Annotated in this window: 14 protein-coding genes; 6 read left to right on the top strand and 8 right to left on the bottom strand. The window is 72.8% G+C overall.

What is annotated here, in order from left to right; translation table 11 throughout:
• The first annotated feature begins 29 nt into the window (after positions 1-29).
• Positions 30-896 carry an aldo/keto reductase gene (locus tag K7G61_RS24930; protein WP_225849204.1) on the top strand — a complete coding sequence of 289 codons (867 nt, stop codon included), beginning with the start codon at positions 30-32 and terminating at the stop codon, positions 894-896.
• Positions 897-1,132: 236 nt separating this feature from the next.
• Here K7G61_RS24930 and K7G61_RS24925 read toward each other — a convergent pair whose 3' ends face one another.
• From K7G61_RS24925 to K7G61_RS24910, 4 genes are all read right to left on the bottom strand, one after another.
• Complete coding sequence (locus K7G61_RS24925) at positions 1,133-3,412, bottom strand: glycoside hydrolase family 3 N-terminal domain-containing protein (protein WP_225849213.1); 2,280 nt, start codon at positions 3,410-3,412, stop codon at positions 1,133-1,135.
• 95 nt (positions 3,413-3,507) lie between these two features.
• Entirely contained in the window at positions 3,508-4,326 is an 819-nt protein-coding gene (locus tag K7G61_RS24920) for a carbohydrate ABC transporter permease (protein ID WP_225849203.1), read from the bottom strand.
• Complete coding sequence (locus tag K7G61_RS24915) at positions 4,323-5,261, bottom strand: carbohydrate ABC transporter permease (RefSeq protein WP_225849202.1); 939 nt, start codon at positions 5,259-5,261, stop codon at positions 4,323-4,325. Before K7G61_RS24915 ends, K7G61_RS24920 begins: the two co-directional genes overlap by 4 nt.
• Positions 5,262-5,275: 14 nt before the next feature.
• Positions 5,276-6,577, bottom strand: a complete 1,302-nt coding sequence (locus K7G61_RS24910; protein ID WP_225849201.1) for an ABC transporter substrate-binding protein — start codon at positions 6,575-6,577, stop codon at positions 5,276-5,278.
• Between the two features lie 142 nt (positions 6,578-6,719).
• Here K7G61_RS24910 and K7G61_RS24905 point away from each other — a divergent pair, with 142 nt between their 5' ends.
• Positions 6,720-7,736, top strand: coding sequence for a LacI family DNA-binding transcriptional regulator (locus tag K7G61_RS24905; RefSeq protein ID WP_225849200.1), 1,017 nt, complete (start codon positions 6,720-6,722; stop codon positions 7,734-7,736).
• 44 nt (positions 7,737-7,780) lie between these two features.
• Here K7G61_RS24905 and K7G61_RS24900 read toward each other — a convergent pair whose 3' ends face one another.
• Positions 7,781-8,434, bottom strand: a complete 654-nt coding sequence (locus tag K7G61_RS24900) for a polysaccharide deacetylase family protein (protein WP_225849199.1) — start codon at positions 8,432-8,434, stop codon at positions 7,781-7,783.
• Positions 8,435-8,996: 562 nt separating this feature from the next.
• On the opposite strand from K7G61_RS24900, the gene K7G61_RS24895 reads away from it, so the two are divergent.
• Positions 8,997-11,090, top strand: a complete 2,094-nt coding sequence (locus tag K7G61_RS24895; RefSeq protein WP_225849198.1) for a beta-galactosidase — start codon at positions 8,997-8,999, stop codon at positions 11,088-11,090.
• A gap of 75 nt (positions 11,091-11,165) precedes the next feature.
• Here K7G61_RS24895 and K7G61_RS24890 read toward each other — a convergent pair whose 3' ends face one another.
• Positions 11,166-11,645, bottom strand: coding sequence for an NUDIX domain-containing protein (locus tag K7G61_RS24890; RefSeq protein ID WP_225849197.1), 480 nt, complete (start codon positions 11,643-11,645; stop codon positions 11,166-11,168).
• A gap of 411 nt (positions 11,646-12,056) precedes the next feature.
• Here K7G61_RS24890 and K7G61_RS24885 point away from each other — a divergent pair, with 411 nt between their 5' ends.
• Together K7G61_RS24885 and K7G61_RS24880 are read left to right on the top strand one after the other, a co-directional pair.
• Complete coding sequence (locus K7G61_RS24885) at positions 12,057-15,386, top strand: lectin (protein WP_308190693.1); 3,330 nt, start codon at positions 12,057-12,059, stop codon at positions 15,384-15,386.
• Positions 15,387-15,598: 212 nt separating this feature from the next.
• Positions 15,599-16,084 (top strand): PGPGW domain-containing protein, encoded by a 486-nt coding sequence (locus tag K7G61_RS24880; protein WP_225849195.1) that lies wholly within the window; start codon positions 15,599-15,601, stop codon positions 16,082-16,084.
• A gap of 75 nt (positions 16,085-16,159) precedes the next feature.
• Here K7G61_RS24880 and K7G61_RS24875 read toward each other — a convergent pair whose 3' ends face one another.
• Entirely contained in the window at positions 16,160-17,422 is a 1,263-nt protein-coding gene (locus tag K7G61_RS24875) for a Gfo/Idh/MocA family protein (protein ID WP_225849194.1), read from the bottom strand.
• Between the two features lie 322 nt (positions 17,423-17,744).
• The gene (locus K7G61_RS24870; protein WP_225849193.1) at positions 17,745-19,040 is read right to left on the bottom strand and encodes a ricin-type beta-trefoil lectin domain protein; all 1,296 of its coding nucleotides are present in this window, start codon (positions 19,038-19,040) and stop codon (positions 17,745-17,747) included.
• A gap of 275 nt (positions 19,041-19,315) precedes the next feature.
• On the opposite strand from K7G61_RS24870, the gene K7G61_RS24865 reads away from it, so the two are divergent.
• Positions 19,316-19,759: a CBS domain-containing protein gene (locus K7G61_RS24865; RefSeq protein ID WP_225849192.1), complete on the top strand. Its 444-nt coding sequence runs from the start codon at positions 19,316-19,318 to the stop codon at positions 19,757-19,759.
• Positions 19,760-19,820 lie beyond the last annotated feature (61 nt).

Below are 19,820 nucleotides of genomic sequence, written 5' to 3'. Positions count from 1 at the left end.
ACGTCGAGCCGTAGAAAGGCACGAAACCCATGCAGACCCGCCGTATCGGTGCCGTCCAGGTCAGCGCGATCGGGCTGGGCGGTATGCCCATGTCGATCGAGGGGCGGCCGGACGAGGCGCGTTCCGTCGCCACCATCCATGCCGCACTCGACGCCGGGATCACCCTCATCGACACCGCGGACGCCTACCACGTGCACGCCGACGAGGTGGGGCACAACGAGACGCTCATCGCCAAGGCGCTGTCCTCGCACTCCGCCGGCTCCGAGGTGCTGGTCGCCACCAAGGGCGGCCACCTGCGGCCCGGCGACGGCTCCTGGACGCGGGACGGCCGGCCGGAGTACCTCAAGCGGGCGTGCGAGGCGAGCCTGCGCAGGCTCGGGGTCGAGGCCATCGGCCTGTACCAGTTCCACCGGCCCGACCCCGCGGTCCCGTACGCCGAGTCGGTCGGCGCCGTCGCCGAACTCCTGGACGAGGGCAAGATCCTGATGGCGGGGATCTCCAACGCCGACCCGGACCAGATCCGCCTGGCCAACGACATCCTCGGCGGCCGGCTGGTGTCCGTGCAGAACCAGTTCTCGCCGGCGTTCCTGTCCAGCCGCCCCGAACTGGACCTGTGCGACGAGCTCGGGATCGCCTTCCTGCCCTGGAGCCCGCTCGGCGGCATCACCAACGCCGAGCGCCTCGGCGCCGCGTACGCCCCCTTCGCCCAGGTCGCCGAGGCCCACGGGGTCAGCCCCCAACGCGTGTGCCTGGCCTGGATGCTCGCGCTGTCGCCCGTGGTGATCCCGATCCCCGGCTCCAGCCGGCCGGAGACCGTCCGCGACTCCGCGGCGGCCGCCGGGCTCACCCTCGACCCGGAGCAGGTGGCACTGCTCAGCGGTTCGCCTGACGCCTGAGCGGCCGCGCCGCGCGGGCGGCGCCACCCGCGCCCGTGACGCCCGCGAAGCCCTGCGACAACGCCGAACGACCGCGGCAACGGCGAACGCCCGCGGCCGGGGACTTCGCGTCCCCGGCCGCGGGCGTTCGCCGTTGTCGCCGGCGCGGGCCGGCGCGGCGCGAAGCCCCGGCCCGCCCCGGCCCGGCCGTGGCCGGGTGCCGCGGGTTGCCGCGCCACCCGGCCCGGCCGGCGCCGTCAGCCCTGTTCCGGCTGCGTCGTGAACCGCGCGTGCAGGCTGCGGGTGTGGTCGACCTCGCGCACCTGCCCGGTCAGCGTGCAGTTCACCACCAGACGCGGGTCGGCCGACGAGGCGCCCAGCCGCAGTTCCAGGTCGCCCGGTTCGACGACGCGCCGCCCGTCGCGGCCGGTGAACGACGCCAGATCGGCGGGCACGGTCAACAGGACCCGCGCCGCCTCACCCGCGGCCAGCGGCAGCCGGTGGTAGCCGATCAGCCGCTGCACGGGCTGCACCACGGAGGCCACCGGGTCGTGCAGGTACACCTGCACCACCTCGGCGCCCGCCCGGTCGCCGGTGTTGCGGACGGTGAAGGCGGCCCGTATCTCCCCGTCGGTCTCCGCCTGCCCGGCCTCCACGGACAGGTCCGTCCAGTCGAAGGTCGTGTACGTCAGGCCGTGCCCGAAGGGGAACGCCGGCGTCGGGTCGATGCTCGACGACTCGCCGGCCTGGCCGAGCCGCGCGGCCAGATAGGTCGACGGCTGCGCGCCCGGCAGGCGCGGGACGCTGACCGGCAGCCGGCCGGAGGGGTTGACCCGCCCGGACAGGATGCCGGCGACGGCGGTGGTGCCCTCCTCGCCGGGGAAGAACGCCTGCACGACGGCGGCCGCCTCACCGACCGCCCGGCCCAGCGCGTACGGGCGCCCGGCCAGCAGCGTCAGGACCACGGGAGTGCCCGTGTCCAGCAGGGTGTCGAGCAGTTGCTGCTGCACGCCGGGGAGGGAGAGCGACTCGGCGTCGCAGCCCTCGCCGCTGGTGCCGCGGCCGAACAGCCCGGCCCGGTCGCCCAGCGCGAGCACCACCACGTCCGCGTCCCGCGCCAGCGCCGCGGCCTCCGCGATCCCGCTGGTGCTCAGGCCGTCGACACTCACGCCCTGCGCCGTGACGACCTCGCTGTCCGGGAACTCGGCGGCCAGCGCCTCGCGCAAGGTGGGCAGTTCGATGCCGGCCGGCATCTGCGGGTGCTGGCTGCCGACGTGCACGGGGAAGGAGTAGCAGCCCAGCACGGCGGTCGGGGTGTCGGCGTTGGGGCCGATCAGCGCGATCCGGGCGGGCCGGGCCAGCGGAAGGATCCCGTCGTTGCGCAGCAGCACCACGCCCTGCTCGGCGATCTCCCGGGCGACGGCCCGGTTTTCCTCCGAGTCCAGGGTCACGCTGCCGCGCAGCGCCCGCGGGTCCTCCTCGTCGGCGCCGGCCAGCGCCTCGGGCACCGGGTTCCAGTCGGCGTCGAGCAGTCCGAGCTGCGCCTTTTGTGCCAGCACCCGCCGCAGCGCCCGGTCCACCACCTCCTCGGAGACCTCGCCGTCGGCGATCGCCTTCAGCAGCGGTTCGCCGAAGGCCTTCACCGTGGGCAGCTCCACGTCGACGCCCGCCGTGAGCGCGGCGCCCGCTGCCGCGCCCAGCGAACCCGCGACCCCGTGCAGCGTGGACAGGAACGCGACGCCGAAGTAGTCGGCGACCACCGTGCCGGTGAAGCCCCACGTCTCGCGCAGCAGTCCGTGCAGCAGCCCCTCGTCGGCGTGCGAGGGCACGCCGTCGGTGTCGGTGTAGGCGCTCATCACCGACCGGACGCCGCTTTCGCGTACCGCCATCTCGAACGGCGGCAGGATCACGTCCGCCCGCTCGCGCGCGCCCATGCCGACCGGCGCCAGGTTGCGGCCGCCGCGGGAGGCGGAGTAGCCGGCGAAGTGCTTGAGCGTGGCCACGATCCCCGCCGACTCCAGCCCCTGCACGTAGGCGGTGGCCACCGTGCCGACGAGGTACGGGTCCTCGCCGATGGTCTCCTCCACCCGTCCCCAGCGCGCGTCGCGCACCACGTCCAGCACGGGGGCCAGCCCCTGGTGGACGCCGACCGCGCGCATGTCCCGGCCGATCCGGACCGCCATGGCGCGGATCAGGCCGGGGTTGAAGGTGGCGCCCCACGACAGCGGTACGGGGTAGGCGGTCGCGCCCCAGGTGGCGAAGCCGGCCAGGCACTCCTCGTGCGCGACGGCCGGTATGCCGAAACGGTTCGCCGCGGCGATTCTCCGCTGCGTGCGCAGCAGCGACAGCGCCCCCAGCGCGGGGTCCACCGGCGCGGTGCCGAACGACCGGGTGAGCTGTCCCAGGCCCTGCGGCAGCAGGGCCTCCAGGGACACGGCCTCCTCCATCTCGTGCTGGTACGGGGCGACTTCACCGCCCTCGTCCGAGGCCCCCACCCACACGCCGAAGAGCTGGGCGACCTTCTCCTGCAAGGTCATCTCGGCGATCAGGGCGTCGGCCCGGGCCTCGGGCGGCAAGGCGGGGTCACGCCAGGCGGGGGCAGCGGAATGTGTGTCTTCGACCACGGTGTCGGTCACTTTCCTCCGACGCCCATGAGCCCCTGGACCAGGGCACGGCGGGCGAACAGGTAGACGATGAAGATGGGCAGCATCGACAGGACCACCGCGGCCAGCAGGCCGGGGATGTCGATGCCGTGCTCGGTCTGGAAGTTGTAGAGGCCCAAGGTGACGACCTTGGAGGAGTCCGACTGGGTGAGCACCAGCGGGAAGAGGAAGCCGTTCCACGCCTGCAGCGCGGAGAACACCACGATCGTCGACAGGCCGCCGCGGGACAGCGGGAGGACGAGCTGGAAGAACACCCGCCACGGCGACGCGCCGTCCATCGCCATCGCCTCGTACAGGTCGGAGGTGATGTCGCGCATGACGCCGGTCAGCACCAGGGCGCACACCGGCATGGAGAACGCGGCGGTCGGCAGGATCACCCCGATGAGGTTGTCGTACAGGCCGGCCTTGCTGATCACGAAGAACATCGGCACGATCACCGCCTGCGCGGGGATGGCGAGACCCAGCAGGAAGAGCCGGAACACACCGGTGGTGACGCGGCCGCGGCTGCGGACGATGGCGTACGACAGCGGCGGCACCAGCAGCAGCACGATCGCGACGACCGCGACGGTCACCACCAGCGTGTTGAAGAAGAACCGTCCGAAGCCGTTGCTGAAGTCCTGCGTGTAGTTGTGCAGCGTGAAGTGCTTGGGGAAGGACAGCGGGCCGCTCGCCGTGTAGTCGCTGCGGCTCTGCAGGGTCGCGGCCAGCATCACGTACAGCGGCAGGCCGACCAGGAACAGCCAGACCAGGGACCCCAGGCCCGCGAGGTAGTTGGGACGGCGTTTCACAGGCCCTCCACCGAGCTGCGCATCTTGTCGTAGCCGGACACCCGGACGACGATCAGGGAGATGACGGTCGCCGCCAGTACCAGGACGAGGGCGATGGCCGCGCCGCCGCCGTAGTCGTAACTGGTGAACGCCTGCTGGTACATGTAGTAGGCGCTGATGGTGGTGTCGGTGCCGGGACCGCCCTGGGTGAGGATCAGCACCGTGTCGAAGGTGGTCAGTCCGCCGACCACCATCAGGATCATCGACGTGACCATGGTGTTGCGCAGCTGCGGCAGCGTGATGTGCCAGAACTGCCGGATCATGCCCGCGCCGTCCATCTGCGCGGCCTGGTAGAGCACCGGCGGGATGGCGCGCGTCGCCCCCTGGTAGATCAGGGTGTGGAACGGTGTGTACTGCCACGCGCTGACGCAGACCAGTACGCCGATCGCGCTGGTCTGCTTGCCGAGCAGGTTGCCGTCGCCGAACAGCCACTTGGCCTGGGCCGGTACCCCGAAGTTGGGGTCGAGCAGGGCCCGCCACAGCACGGAGACCGCGGTCGCCGACAGCAGCAGCGGAACGAAGTAGACGGCCGACAGCACCGCACGGTTGCGCTGCGGGCCGGCCGCCCACACACCGAGCAGCAGGCTCAGCGGAGTCTGCACGAGGACACCCAGGACCGTGATGATCACACTCAGCCACAGGCTCTGGATCATCGTGTGGTCGTGGATCAGGGCCCGCCAGTTGTCCAGGCCGGCCCACTGCGGGGAGCCCAGGCCGTCCCAGCTGGCGAAGGAGAGCACCGCCACGAGGATCAGCGGCACGACGGCGAAGAGAACGAAGAACAACGTGGCGGGGACCGCCCAGGCGAAGCCCGGGCGGGTCACCCGGGCGCCGGACCGGTTCGCGGACCGGCGCCCTTCCACGGTGGTCACGGTGGTGGTCGCGGTGGTGGTCATGTCGCTTTCCAGGCTCAGGAGTGCGGCAGGGCCTGCATGGCCTTGATGAAGCCGTCGGCGTCGATCTTCCCGTCGAAGAACTCCTGGATCGCCTGGTGCATCGCGGTGCTGGCGGTCTGCGGGTACGCCTGGTCCCACGAGAGCTGGAACGAGGGAGCCTTCTTGACCAGGTCGAACTGGTACTGCGCGTAGGTCGGGTTGGCCGCGGTGTTCAGGAAGTTCGGCGTGTTGGTCGTGGTCGGCAGGTTGCCGATGGCCAGCTGCGCCTTCACGAACTCGTCGGAGTACTGCAGCTTGAGGAACTGGGCGATGGCGTCCGGGTACTTGGTCTTCTTCAGCACCGAGTAGAAGTTGTTGGTGTTGCCCACCACGTCGTTCGGGTCGCCCTTGCCGCCGTTGACGGTCGGGAAGGAGCTGTAGCCCAGGTCGGACTTCGCGAAGGCCGGGTTGGCGTCCTGCTGCGTGGAGTACTCCCACGAGCCCATCAGCTCGAAACCGGCCTTGCCGGTGGCCAGCAGCGCCGGTGAACCGCCGTCGGTGAACTTCACCGAGTCGTAGTTGCTGCCGAACGCGCCCGCGTCCACCAGCTGCTTGAGCATGGCCAGGGCCTTACGGCTGTCGGCGCTGTCCCAGACGCTCTTGTCGCCGGACAGGGCCTTCTCGAACAGGCCGGGGCCCGCCACGCGGTCGTAGGCGTACTCGAACCACATCAGCGTCGGCCACTGGTCGCCGCCGCCGAGCGCGATGGGCGTCTTGCCCTTGTCCTTGAGGGTCTTGACCGCGTTCAGCAGGTCGTCCCAGGTCTGCGGCTGGGACACGCCGGCGTCGGCCAGCACCTTCTTGTTGCTGAACAGCATGACGGGCTGGGTGCCGCGCATCGGGACGCCGTAGGACTTGCCGTCGACCATCGCGCTGTTGAACACCGACGGCAGGAAGTTGTTCTTCAGGCCGGGGTCCTTGGCGATCATGTCGTCCAGCGGCAGGAGCAGGCCCGCCTTGACGAAGGGCTGGATGCTGCCGCCGCCCCAGTTGAAGAAGACGTCCGGGGCCTGCTTGGTGTTGATGATCGTCTGCAGCTTCTGCTGGTAGTCCGCGCCCGGGATGGTCTGCAGGACGGCCTTGACCTTGGAAGTCTTGTTGAACGTGTCGACGATCTGCTTCTCGACCTTGTTGGTCGCGTCCCCGTAGACGAGAACCTTGAACGTACCGGAGCCGCTGCCGCCGGAGGAGCCGCCGCCGCACGCGGCAAGTGTCAGCCCGAGGGCCAGCGTGACACCGCCGGCCGCGGCGCGGGAAAACCAAGCGCGCTTCTTCATCGTCCAGCCTTTCGAAAAGTTTCGGCAACGCCGCCGAAATTTGCTGCGCGCTGTGACGCTAGGCCGCGGCCGAATGGGGGTCAACCCTCGGGCCTCGGGTTATTGAAGCGTTACCTGGAGATGTGCCGTACGCTGCGGGCTCATGGATGCTGAGGAACGACCGGGCAAGGTGACCCTGGCGCAGATCGCCGAAACTGCTGGTGTCTCAGTGCCGACAGTTTCGAAAGTGCTGAACGGCCGACAGGACGTATCGGCCCCCACCCGGCAGAAGGTCGAACGCCTGCTGGAGGCCCACGGCTACCGCCGCTCGACCCGCTCGACCCCGGAAGTGCCGCTGATCGAGATCGTCTTCCACGAACTGGACGCGATCTGGGCGATGGAGCTGATCCTCGGTGTCGAGCAGGTCGCGCGGACCAGCGGGGCAAGCGTGGTGCTCACGCAGAGCGGCACCCGCCACGCGCCCGGCCCCGAGTGGATCGAAGGGGTGCTCAGACGCCGCCCGCTGGGTGTGATCCTGGTCTTCTCCGCACTGCCCAAGGCTTACAAACAGCAGCTCAGATCCCGGTCGATCCCGTTCGTGATCATCGACCCGGCCGGTGACCCCGAGCCGGACGTGCCCTCGGTGGGCTCGGCCAACTGGTCCGGCGGCCTGGCCGCCACCCGCCACCTCATCGAGTGCGGCCACCGCAGGATCGGCATCATCACCGGGCCCGAGGACATGATGTGCTCACTGGCCCGGCTGGACGGCTTCCGTTCCGCGATGGCCACCGCCGGCCTGGAGGCCGATCCGTCCCTGGTCGCCTACGGCGACTTCCACGTCGAGGGCGGCTACGACCGCGCGCTGGCCATGCTGGAGCGCCCCGACCGGCCCACGGCGGTGTTCGCCGGCAGCGACCTGCAGGCCATCGGCGTCCTGGAGGCCGCCGCCGGCCTCGGCCTGCGCATCCCCGAGGACGTCTCGGTGGTCGGTTACGACGACGTCGCCGTCGCGAAATGGTCCCGCCCGGCGCTCACCACCGTCCACCAGCCGCTGCGGAAAATGGCCGAGGCGGCCTGCGAGATGCTGTTGCGGCTCCACGCGGGGGCCAGCGCCACGACCCGGATGGAACTGGCCACCAGCCTCGTCGTGCGCAGGAGTACGGCGGCGCCGCCGCGGTGACCGGGAGCGGGCGGGCCAGGGCCGCGCGGGCGGTCCGCCCGCGGTCAGCCGCCGAGCTCCGGATCGTCGAACGACCAGCCCAGGGCCTGGAACCGGGGAACGAACCGCTCGACGGCCGAGACCGTCTGACCGCGGTCGCCGCCCCCGTCGTGCATGAGGATCACCGAGCCGGGCGCCGCGCCGTCGGTCAGCCGCCGCACCAACTCGTCCGTGCCCGGCGGCTCCCAGTCCCCGATCGCCAGCCGCCATCCCAGCGACCACATGCCCAGGTCCCGGGCGACCTCGGGGCTGCGGCCCCAACTCCCGTACGGGGCACGGAAGTACGGGATGGGAACGCCGGGCACGGCGGCCCGGATCGCGGCGTTGGTCCGCAGCAGGTCGGCGCGGATCCGCTCGGGCGGCCACCCGCTCATGTCGTCGTGGTGCATCGAGTGATTGCCCAGGACGTGGCCGCCGGCCGCGATGGCCCGCACCACCTCCGGGTGGGCCAGCGCGGGGTCGCCGCACAGGAAGAACACCGCGCGGACACCGTGCGCGCGCAGGACCGCGAGCAGCCGGGTGGTGTCCGGCGGGTTCGGGCCGTCGTCGAAGGTCAGCGCCAGACGGCGGCCCGGGTGCCGGGTGGCGTCCAGTACCCGCGCACCCGTGCGGGCGTCGGCCCGCCCCGAACCGTCCCCGGCCGTCCCGGAAGTCGTCACGCCACTCCTCGCGGCCCAATGGGCCCGCCCGCGTGCGCGCCCTGTTGCCGCGCCCTGTTTCCCTCGCCCTGCTGTCCGCGCCCTGCTGTCCGCGCCCTGTCCGAAATGCCGGAGCCGGACGGACAGCAGGCGCGGTCGCGGCAACCGTCAAGCGGCGGACGACGCACCGCCGCAGCCGGCCGACGGTCACCTTACGGCAGGGGACACGGCCTCGGGAAGCGCTTCGAGGACGGGGTCCGCCGCGACCTGCGCCCGGTGCTTCCCGTCGCCGCCCGGTGACCCGCCGTCCGCCCGGGCCCACCGGCCCGCGGCCCCGCGGCCGGCCGCCCGCCCCCGCTGCCGTCGCCTCGATCGCCCCTGCTCCGCCTCCTGACGCCCGCCGTCGGCCGGAACTCCCGCCGCCGGGGGAGAACCACCGGGGGAGAAGTCCCTGCCGCGGCCCTTGTCGAGGCCGGTGGCCCGTGGCTAGTCTCGCCCGCAGCATTGAAGCGCTTCGATATCAGCGCTTCGGTCGCGGTGCGGTGCGCCGCGGTGTCCACCACGTACGAGAGGCACAGCCGTCATGAGCGTCGAGCCCAACCGCGGGGCCGCCGGGGGAGCGGGGGCCGCGGGAACCGCGGCGAGCCAGGGCGCGGACGTCGCAACCGGGGGACTGGTACAGCGGCTCGGCGGGCGGCTCGCGTTCGGCGGGGACTACAACCCCGAGCAGTGGGACGAGGCCGTCTGGCGCGAGGACGACGCGCTCATGGCCAGGGCCGGCGTCAACCTCGTCACGGTCGGGGTGTTCTCGTGGGCGCTGCTGGAGCCGGAGGAGGGGCGCTACGACTTCGGCCGGCTCGACGCCCACCTGGACCGGCTGCACGCGGCGGGCGTCGCGGTCGACCTGGCCACGCCCACCGCCTCACCGCCGCCCTGGTTCACCCTCGCGCACCCCGACGCCATGCCCGTGACCGCCGACGGCGTGCGGCTGGTCCACGGCAGCCGGGACACCTACTGCCTGGCCGCCCCCGCCTACCGGGAAGCCGCCGTACGCATCGCGACCGCGCTCGCCGAGCGGTACGGCGACCATCCCGCCGTCGCCATGTGGCACGTGCACAACGAGTACGCCACCGTCTGTTACTGCGACCACGCGGCCGCGGCCTTCCGTACCTGGCTGCGGCGGCGCCACGGCACGCTCGACAAGCTCAACGACGCCTGGGGAACCGCCTTCTGGAGCCAGCGCTACGCGTCCTGGGACGAGATCCTGCCGCCGCGCGCCACCCAGTGGCACCGCAACCCCGCCCTGACGCTTGACTACCGGCGGTTCTGGTCCGACCAGGCGCTGGCCGGCTACCGCGAGCAGCGCGAAGCCATCCGCGCGCACAGCCCCGGCCGCCCGGTGGTCACCAACCTCATGGTGCCCGAGTACCAGGTCCTGGACCTGTGGGCGTTCGGCCGCGAGGTCGACTTCGTCGGCATCGACCACTACCCGTGCGGGCCCGGCATCGAGGCGGCCGCCGACATCGCGTTCGGCGGGGACCGCGCCCGCTCCTTCGGCGGCGGCCGGCCGTGGCTGCTCATCGAGCAGGGCACCAACACCCTCTACAGCGGCGACCGTGTCCTGCCCAAGGAACCGGGCGACGTGCTGCGGCACTCGGTGGCGCACATCGCCCACGGTTCGGAAGGCGCCCTGTTCTTCCAGTGGCGGCAGTCCAAGGCGGGCGCCGAGATGTGGCACTCGGCGATGGTGCCGCACGCCGGCCCCGACTCCCGGATCTTCCGCGAGGTCACCGGGACCGGCGCGGCCGTGTCCCGGCTGGCGGAGGTGGCCGGTTCGCGGGTACGGGCGAGGGCCGCGGTGCTGCACGACTCGGACGCCTGGTGGGCGCTGGACGTCCAGGGCACGCCCTCGGCCGAACTCGACTACCACGGCGCGCTGCGCCGGGCCCACCGCGCCCTGTGGGACGCCGGCGTCACCGCCGACTTCGCCCACCCCGCGGCCCCCGGCCTCGACCGCTACCCGCTGCTCGTCGCCCCCGCCCTCCACCTGCTGTCCGAGACCGCGGCCGCCGCCGCCCGGGAGTACGTGCGCGGCGGCGGAACGCTGCTGGTGCAGCACTTCAGCGGTGTCGTCGACGAGCACCACCAGGCCTGGCTCGGCGGCTACCCGGCGCCCGCGCTGCGGGAGGCGCTGGGGATACGGGTGGAGGAGTACCGCCCGCTCGCCCAGGGCGAGGTGCTGCGGCTGTCCGACGGCTCCACCGGCACGGCGTGGAGCGAGAGCGTCGAACCGGCGGGCGCGACGCCGGTGACCACCTACACCCACGGGATGCTCGCCGGCCGCCCCGCACTGACCCGCCACTCCTACGGCCGGGGCACCGCCTGGTACCTCTCGACGCGCCTGGACGACACCGCGTACGGCGACCTGATGGTCCGCCTCACGGTCGAGGCAGGCGTGCCGCCCGAGCTGACGCCGCCGCTGCCCGGGGTCGAGGCGGTGCGCCGCTGGTCGCCGGACGGCACCCGCGCCTGGCTGTTCCTGCTCAACCACACCGACGGGCCGCTGCCGGTTCCGCAGGCGCCCGGCGGTCACGAGCTGCTGACGGGACGCCAGGTCGCGCCGGGCGAACTGCGGCTGCCCGCGCGGGGAGCGGCCGTACTGCGCCAGGAGCCGTGACCCGCCCGCGCCCGGCCCGGTCGCCCGGCGGTGTCCCGCGCCCGGTGGCGCCCGCGCGCAAGGCGGCGCGATCCGTCAGCCCCGCCACAGCTCCGGGCGCTCGGCCAGGCGGTCGAGGAAGATGCGCTGGCCCGTGACGAGCTTGTCGCGGGCCTCGGGCAGACCCAGCCAGGCGGCCCGGTCGATCTCGGGGAACTCCTGAAGGCGGCCCGAGCCCCGCGGCCACTCCATGGTGAACGTGCCCGGCACCATCCGGTCCGGGTCGAGGTCGGCCCGCAGCGCCCACACGGTGACGACCTTGCCGCTCGGCTGCCTCGCCTCACCCAGCGGGATCAGCTCGCCGTCCGGCACGGGAAGTCCCAGTTCCTCCTCGAACTCCCGCCGCGCCGCCGCCCGCGGCTCCTCGTCCGGCCCGTACTCGCCCTTGATCACGCTCCACGCGGCCGCGTCCCGCCGGGCCCACAGCGGCCCGCCCATGTGCCCGAGGAGCACCTCCACCTCGTCGCCGTCCGTTCCGCGGAACGGCAGGATCCCGGCGCTGCGTTTGCTCACCACACCCTCCAGTCTGCCCCCGTTTCGCGCTCCCGTCCGGTCCGGGCCGACGGTTGCGTCCGGTCCTTCGGCGGTGCGGTCCGTGCCGCCGTGCGACTCCCGTCCGCCCGGTCGGGGCCGCGCGCCGCGCCGAATCGGGCGTCCGGGTGCGAAAGGTGCGGCCGTGCGAGTGGGCGCAACACCGGTTCCCGCCCGCCTCATTGACACACCGTCGGCATCCGCGTTCTACTCGTCGCTCGTGCGGGTTGGCAACGTTGTCAGATCGCCTTGTCGCCGACAACGTTGTCGATCGGGGACGCCATCCGTCCCCTGGCGACGCCATGCGCGAAGCACGAACTGCGGAGGCAATCTGTGGTCAGACAACGGCGTTCGAGTGCGGGTGGTTCCCGCGGCCGAATCCGTCGGCGACTGGCCGTGGTGTCCGTCCTGGGCATCGCGGCCCTGCCGCTCACTTCCCCCGGCAGTGCCCACGCGGCGGCCGGAACCGGAACGGTCAAGGACCCGGCGTCCTTGGTGAACCCGCTCATCGGGACTTCCGGCGCGGTGAACACCTTCCCCGGTCCCGACATGCCCTTCGGCATGCTCCAGTGGGGCCCGGACACCACTCCCCACCGCACGCAGGGCGGCGGCTACGAGTACAACGACAGCAAGATCTCCGGCTTCAGCCTCACCCACGTCTCCGGCCCCGGCTGCGACGTGGCCGGCGACGTGCCCATCCTCCCCGTCACCGGCGCCCTGTCCGGCAACCTCTCCTCGACCGCGGCGCCGTTCAGCCACGCCGACGAGCAAACGGGTATCGGCTACTACTCGGTCACCGACGCGAACGGTGTGCGGACCGAACTGACCGACACCACACGGGCGGGCCTGGGCCGCTTCACCTTCCCCGCCGGCGCCCGGGCGAACCTGCTGCTCAAGCTGAGCAGCGGCGCGAGCCAGGTCGACGGCACGCGCGTGAAGGCGGTCAGCGACCACGAGGTCAGCGGCTCGGTCGACAGCGGGCACTTCTGCGGCGCCGCCAACCGCTACACGCTGCACTTCGACATCAAGTTCGACCAGGCGTTCACCGGCAGCGGCACCTGGGTCGGCGACACCATCGACCCGGACGCCACCGCGCTGAGCCTGGGCCGGCCGCAGCAGACCCTGACCAGGCCGCCGGCGACCACGCACCACGAGAAGCACTTCACCGTGCCGGGCCGCCCCGCGCCGACCGTGCACGGCACCTCCACCGGCTCCCCGAACACCGGCTCCCCGAACACCGCCTCTCCGAACACCGCCTCCCCGAACGCCTCCGCCCCGGTCACCGGCGCCAACGGCATGTACCTCACCTTCGACACCTCGAAGGAGCGCACCGTCACGGCGGCCGTCGCCGTCTCGTACACCAGCGACGCCGGCGCGTCCGCGAACCTCGCCGCCGAGGCCAGGAGCTGGAACTTCGACGCGATGCGCGAGGCCAACCACGACGCCTGGAACGCCCTGCTCGGCCGGGTGCGGATCGGCGGCGGCAGCCGCGACCAGCAGACGCAGTTCTACACCGCGCTGTACCACGCCCTGCTGCACCCGAACACGTTCTCCGACGTGGACGGCCGGTACATGGGCATGGACAACCAGGTCCACACGCTCGCCAGGGGCCAGCGGGCGCAGTACGCCAACTACTCCGGCTGGGACACCTACCGCTCGCAGACCCAGCTCATGGCCATGGTCGCGCCCAGGCAGGCGAGCGACGTCGTCACCTCGATGCTCAACGGCTACGACCAGACCGGCCTGCTGCCCAAGTGGGCCTCCAACAACGGCGAGAGCTACGTCATGGTCGGCGACCCGGCCGACGGCATCATCGCCGACGCGTACGCCTTCGGCGCCCGGGACTTCGACACCGCCCACGCGCTGGAGGCCATGGAGCACGAGGCCACCGCGCCCAGCCGCAACCGCCCCGGCCAGTCGGTGCGCGACGCCATGGGCTACCTCCCGCTGGACGGGACCGGATGGGGGTGCTGCAACTTCTACGGCCCGGTCTCCACGCAACTGGAGTACGACTCCGCCGACTACGCCCTGGCGTCCTTCGCCAAGGCGCTGGGCAAGGACGCCGACTACCGGAAGTTCGCCACCCGCGCCCAGGACTGGATGAACGCCTTCAACCCGCAGACCGGCTACATGCAGGGCCGCGACAAGGACGGCCGGTTCGCCGGCGGCTTCACCCCCGGCACCTCCAGCGGCTTCGTCGAGGGCACCTCGGCGCAGTACACGCCCATGGTGCCCTTCGACCTCGCCCAGCTGATCACGGCCCGCGGCGGCGCCGCGGCGTACTCCTCGTACCTCGACAGCCTGCTGAGCGACATCACGGACCCCTCCGGGACCAACGCCGACCTGAGCAATGAGCCGAGCGTGGAGATCCCCTGGGAGTACGACTACCTCGCGCAGCCGTGGAAGACGCAGGACGCCGTGCGCCAGGCGCAGCGGAAACTGTACTTCAACGCGCCGGTCGGCTCCTTCGGCAACGACGACCTCGGGGCGATGAGCTCCTGGTACGTGTGGTCGTCGCTCGGCATGTACCCGGAAACCCCCGGCACCGACACGCTCGTGCTGGGCAGCCCCGCCTTCCCCGTCGCGCAGGTCACCCTCGGCAACGGACGGCAGGTGCGGATCGACGCCCCGCAGGCCGCCCCCGACGCGCCCTACGTGCAGTCGCTCGCCGTCGGCGGCGCCGCCTGGGACCGCTCGTGGCTGACCTTCGCCCAACTGGGCCGCGCCGGCACGCTGGACTACACGCTCGGCACCGCGCCGAACACCTCGTGGGCCTCGGCGCCCGACTCGGTCCCGCCGTCCGACACCACGGGCGGCGGCCGGGTGCTCGCCGCCACCGGGCCGTCCAGCGACGGACTGATCATCGCGCCCGGCGGCGCCGGACAGGGCGTGCTGAAGCTGACGAACCTCGGCGACCGGCCCGTCACCGTCGACTGGGCCGCGACCGCCCCCTCGGGGGTGACCCTGGGCGCCTCCTCCGGTTCCGTGGCCGTCCCGGCCGCGGGCAGCGTCCAGGCCCAGGTGCCGGTCACCGCCGGCGACAGCGAGGGCGCGTACCCGGTGTCCTTCACCCTCACCGACCACGCCACCGGCACACGCCTCGGCGAGGCCGACCTGCGCGTGGCGGTCGCCAAGCCCGGCGAGCTGTGGCCGTACCAGAGCAACGAGGGCGTGTACGCCGACGGCGCCCAGTTCACCGGCGGATTCGACGACGGCGGGTGGGCGTACTCGCAGAACGCCCTGGCCGCGGCCGGCGTCACCGGCGGCAGCACCGTCACCGCGGACGGGATCTCGTACACCTGGCCCGAGTCCGCCGCGGGCCGGCCGGACAACATCGAGGTGGCGGGGCAGACCATCGCCCAGCCCGCGGGCAGCTCGGGCGCCTACCTGGGGCTGCTCGGCGCCGCGGCCGACGCCCCCACCGACGGCTCCGGCGTCCCCGGCGAGCTGACCGTCACCTACACCGACGGGACCACGGCGAAGGCCACGGTCACCTTCTCCGACTGGACCCTGAACGGTGGTTCCAGCAAGCCCGTCGCGGGCGACACCGAGGCCGTGACCACCGGCTACCGCGACACGGCGAGCGGCGGCCGCGACACGGTCACGGCGTACGTCTTCGCCGTACGGGTGCCGCTCGATCCCGCGAAGACCGTCGCCTCGCTGACCCTGCCGGTCACCGGCGCCTCGGGCACGGTGCACCTGTTCGCGATCGGCTACGGAAAGTGAGCGGGCGCGCCGCCGGGTGACCGGCCCACCGCAGGGCCGTCCGATGGACCGGAGCCCGCTCCCCGCGACCCACACCGCGCGGGGAGCGGGCTCCTGCCGTGCCGCCAGGGGTTTCCGCACGGGGCCGCGCCGGCCCGCGGACAGGGCCCGGCGCCGCTCCCGGGCCCGGTGCGCCGCTCCGGCGCGCCGGGCAGTCCGGTTACGGTGGAGCGATGAGCCCAGCACGATGGACCAGGACGGCCGAGGCCGGCGAGGCGAGTGAGGCGAGCGAGGAGGCGGACCGGGTGCGGCCCCCGGTCCCCGACCGGCCGCTGCACCCGGTCAAGCGCGTGGCACTCGGCACCGCCGGGGGAGTGCTGGTGCTGGTCGGGGCGGCGCTGCTGGTGCTGCCGGGGCCGGGCCTGCTGCTGGTGCTCGCCGGAGTCGTCCTGCTGTCCCGGGCCGTCCCGGCCGTGCGCCGCTTCGAGGAGCCGCTGCGGGTACGGGCGGTCCAGGCCGCCGAGGCGAGCGTGGCCTCGCCCTGGCGCGTCGCGGGCTCGGCCCTCGCCGGACTCGGGCTGCTCGCCGCGGGCGTCGTCTGGGGTGCCAGGGTGGTGCGGGGCCTGCCGTTCGCCGGCTGGAGCACCGGTTCGAGCCTGATCCTGTCCGGCCTGATCCTGCTCGGCCTGCTGGTGTGGAGCCACCGCCGGGTGCGGTGACGCCCGCCCGCCCACCGGGCGGTGCCCCGCCGCGGGGGTCAGGCCGGCCCGGTGCTTTTGAAAGGCGCGGGCGCGTCAGGCGGGGGCCTGCGCGAGAGTGACGACCGTTCCGCTGGTCCTGGCCCGCTCGGCCGCCCACACGACCCGGTGGCTGGCCAGGCTCGTCGCCGCGTCCGAGGTCAGCGCGGACGGGTCGGACTCCGCCACGGCCCGCAGGAAGGCGGTCGTCAGGCCCTCGTCGCCGCCGCCGTGGCCGCCCGCGGCGGAGGGGCCGCCGGCCGCGGTCGCGTCCAGCGACTCCTCGGTGCCGGTACGGAAGTCGACCAGGCGGATGGTCCTGCCGTCGCTGTCGGCGTAGCCGTGGGTGCCGAACAGACGGGTGCGGCGGTGGTCCATCGGCGTGAACGCGTTCATGGTCAACGAGCAGGTGGCGCCGTCCGCGAACTCCATGGTGACGACCTGGTGGTCGACCACGTCGTTGTCGCAGGCGTAGACGCAGCGGCCGTACGGCCCCGTGCGCAGCGCGTGCAGGACCCCTTCCTCGGTCCGGTCCTCGGTGACCGCCGACAGCGGCCACACCTCGCGCCGCGGGTTGCCGAGGCAGCCCAGGTACAGGCGCTTGGCCGAGTACGGGCAGGAGGACTCCACCGGGCAGTCCAGGCAGCGCCCGGCCGCGCCCGCCGGGGCGTCCTCGGGCCGGAAGTGGGTCAGCCCGCCGAACGAGCTGACCCGGACCGGCGCCTGCCCGAACAGGTACATCAGCCAGTCCACGTCGTGGCAGCACTTGGTCAGCAGCATGGGCGCGGAGGTGTCGCTGCGCCGCCAGTTGCCCCGGACGAACGAGTGCGCCTGGTGCCACCAGCCGACCGGCTCCAGGTGCTGCACGCCGACCAGACGACCGATCCGGCCCTCGTCCAGCAGCGACTTGAGCGTGCGGGTGTGCGGGGTGTACCGCAGCACATGGCAGACGGCCAGCATCACCCCGGCCCGCTCGGCCGCCTCCGTGATCGCCGCCGCCTCCGCCTCGGTCGGCGCCATCGGCTTCTCCAGCAGCAGGTGATAGCCCTGACCGGCCAGGGTGATCGCCGGCGCGGCGTGGTCCCGGTCCTGCGTGGCGACGACGGCCGCGTCGGCAAGCCTGCCGTCCGCGGCCATCTCCGCCCAGCCCGCGTACACCCGCGCCTGGGGTATGCCGAACTCCCGGGCCGCCGCGGCCCGCCGACCCGGGTCGGGCTCGGCGACCGCGACCAGCCGGCCCGCGCCCGAGGCCACCGCGAGACGGGCATACGCCCGCCCCCGGATGCCCGCTCCCACCAGCGCCAATGTCACCTGCGGCATTCGCTTCCCCTCTTCCTCGTCACCGATCCGCTCCGCCACCGGGCCGCCTCGGCGCCGGCCCGCGCGCCCGGACCCTTGCCCGTCGCGCACGTCCCGGACCCGCCCCACCGCCCGTACCACAGGCTCATTCATGCCCGGGATTCGCCCGGTTGAGCGCGGCCGCCCCCGGTGACGGTCCGGCGGCGGGCGATCGACCCCCGACTCGCGCGGGGCGCCGCACGGTTCGCCGCGCGGCCGGTACCGGGCCGCGCGGCGCGGGGCAGTCGTGGTCAGGGCCGGTCGTGGCCCGGGGCGGTCGCCACGCGGTCGCGGCCGGCGGCCGTCAGGAGGGCAGGACCCACTTCTGGTTGGCGGTGCCCCCGCAGTCCCAGATCTGGACCTGGGTGCCCGCGGTGGTGGACCAGTCCGTGTCGTCCAGGCACTTGCCGGACTGCGGGTTGTACAAACTGCCGTCGGACCGTGGGATCCAGACCTGCGCGGCGGTGTTGTTGCAGTCGTACAGGTCCACCTTGGTGCCGTCGGCGGTGCCGCCCGCGTACACGTCCAGGCACTTGCCCAGGACGTGCAGGGTGCTGCCCGCCTCGACCACGGTCCACTCCTGCGCGGCCGTGCCGTTGCACGTGTAGACCTGCACGGGGTTGTAGTTCGCCGTGCTCGCCGACCGGTCGTCCAGGCACAGGCCCGCGTAGCCGGTGATCGGGCCGGTCCCGCTCGGCGGCGGGTTCCCGCCGCCGCCCGTGGTGGTGTAGGCGGCCACGTAGCCGACGCTCATCGTGCCGCCGGAGGTGGTCCCGGAGCCGGGCGAGGTGCAGCCGCACACGCCGTTGGGGAAGCCGCCGCCCATGGCGAGGTCGAAGATGATCATCAGGTTGTGGTCGAACGCCTGCTGCCAGGTCGCGGCGCCGACCTGGCCCTCGCCGACGCTGAAGTACGCGTTGCCGTCGAGGTAGAAGGTGATCGACTCGTTGGAGGTGTCGGTGCGGTCGAGGACCATCGAGTACGTGTGGTACCCGCTCTGGCACCCGGAGCAGGCCCGCAGGCCGCTGCCGATGCCGTTGCCCTCGTTGCACACCCCGCCGGGGTAGGTGCCGCAGTGGATCGTTCCGGCCACCTGCGACAGCGCGTTGACGTCCTCCATGATGTCGATCTCGCCGTTCTCCGGCCACTGCCCCTGGCCGAGCATCCAGAACGCTGGCCAGTAGCCCAGGCCGTTGCCGGGATCCGGCTGCTGGATGGACGCGGTGACCTCCAGCTTGCCGCCGGCCGGGGCGCCGACCACCGCGTTCGGGGTGCGGATCCGGCCCGAGGTCCAGTTGCCGCCGCTGCCCAGGGCGGTGATGTCCAGGTGGCCGCTGCCGTCGAGGTGCACGTTGGCGGTCGAGTTGGTCATCGTCTCGATCTCGCCGGTGCCGAAGTTCGAGCCGGGCCCGGTGTCGTACGTCCACTTCGATCCGTCGGGCGCGCTGCCCGCCGCCCCGGAGAAGTCGTCGCTGAACACCGTGGACCACCCCGAGGGCGGGGCGGGCACGGTCACCGCGTGCGCCGCCGGGGCCCCGCCGGCGAACAGCGCCAGCACCCACAGGGCGGCGAGCGCCGCGGCCGATCCGATACGTCTCATGTGCGGCTCCAATGACAGGTGGGGGACGGCCCGCGCGGTGATCCCTCGCGGGCGGGGCAGGGGGCGTGACCAGATTGAAGATGTGTCCATGCCAATCGTCAAGGCTTTGAGAGCGCTTTCCGGTCACATTGGTCCGGACCTGATCGCCGGGGTTTCGTGCCCGGGTGCCCGGCAAGGCGCCCATATGGAGACAAAACCCCCGAGCTTCCCCGCTTCCTCGCGGACGCGGGGCACCCGGCGGCGGACGGGGGCCGTCACGGGAGAAAGGAGCGATCATGGCCACGCAGAGCAGGATGACCGCGCGCGACCTGATGTCCGAGGGCGGCGTGCAGTGCGTGGGCGAGCACCAGTCGATCCTGGACGCGTCGAGGATGATGCGCGACATGGCGGTCGGCGCGCTGCCCATCTGCGGTGACGACGAGCGGCTGAAGGGCATGATCACCGACCGGGACATCGTGGTGAAGTGCGTCGCGGCGGGCGAGGACCCCTCGCGGATCACGGCGGGCCGGTTCGCCGGGGAGCTGTACTGGATCGACGCCAAGGCGGACGCGACGCGGGCCCTGGAGACGATGGAGCGCCACCGCGTCAAGCGGCTGCCGGTGATCGACGTCGACAACGGCCACCGGCTGTGCGGCATGATCACCGAGGCGGACCTCGCCAGGAGCCTGACCGACCAGCAGGTCGCCGAGTTCGCCAGCCAGGTGTACGCGGCAGCCTGAGGCAGGTGCGGGCGGCAGCCCGAGCCGGTGCATACGGCGGCCCGAGCCGTGCCGAGGGCAG

Source organism: Streptomyces sp. HPF1205 (genome assembly GCF_020400825.1).
In the GTDB taxonomy this organism is placed as follows: Bacteria; Actinomycetota; Actinomycetes; order Streptomycetales; family Streptomycetaceae; genus Actinacidiphila.
Note: the sequence above shows the minus strand (reverse complement) of the source record. Positions and strands in the feature narration are given on the sequence as shown.

Excerpts from the sequence above, each read along its gene's own strand:
- K7G61_RS24865 (WP_225849192.1), top strand. The coding sequence starts at position 19,316 with ATGGCCACGCAGAGCAGGATGACCGCGCGCGACCTGATGTCCGAGGGC.
- K7G61_RS24880 (WP_225849195.1), top strand. The coding sequence starts at position 15,599 with ATGAGCCCAGCACGATGGACCAGGACGGCCGAGGCCGGCGAGGCGAGT.
- K7G61_RS24915 (WP_225849202.1), bottom strand. The coding sequence starts at position 5,261 with ATGACCACCACCGCGACCACCACCGTGACCACCGTGGAAGGGCGCCGG.
- K7G61_RS24905 (WP_225849200.1), top strand. The coding sequence starts at position 6,720 with ATGGATGCTGAGGAACGACCGGGCAAGGTGACCCTGGCGCAGATCGCC.
- K7G61_RS24925 (WP_225849213.1), bottom strand. The coding sequence starts at position 3,412 with ATGACCTTGCAGGAGAAGGTCGCCCAGCTCTTCGGCGTGTGGGTGGGG.
- K7G61_RS24930 (WP_225849204.1), top strand. The coding sequence starts at position 30 with ATGCAGACCCGCCGTATCGGTGCCGTCCAGGTCAGCGCGATCGGGCTG.
- K7G61_RS24875 (WP_225849194.1), bottom strand. The coding sequence starts at position 17,422 with ATGCCGCAGGTGACATTGGCGCTGGTGGGAGCGGGCATCCGGGGGCGG.
- K7G61_RS24870 (WP_225849193.1), bottom strand. The coding sequence starts at position 19,040 with ATGAGACGTATCGGATCGGCCGCGGCGCTCGCCGCCCTGTGGGTGCTG.
- K7G61_RS24895 (WP_225849198.1), top strand. The coding sequence starts at position 8,997 with ATGAGCGTCGAGCCCAACCGCGGGGCCGCCGGGGGAGCGGGGGCCGCG.
- K7G61_RS24910 (WP_225849201.1), bottom strand. The coding sequence starts at position 6,577 with ATGAAGAAGCGCGCTTGGTTTTCCCGCGCCGCGGCCGGCGGTGTCACG.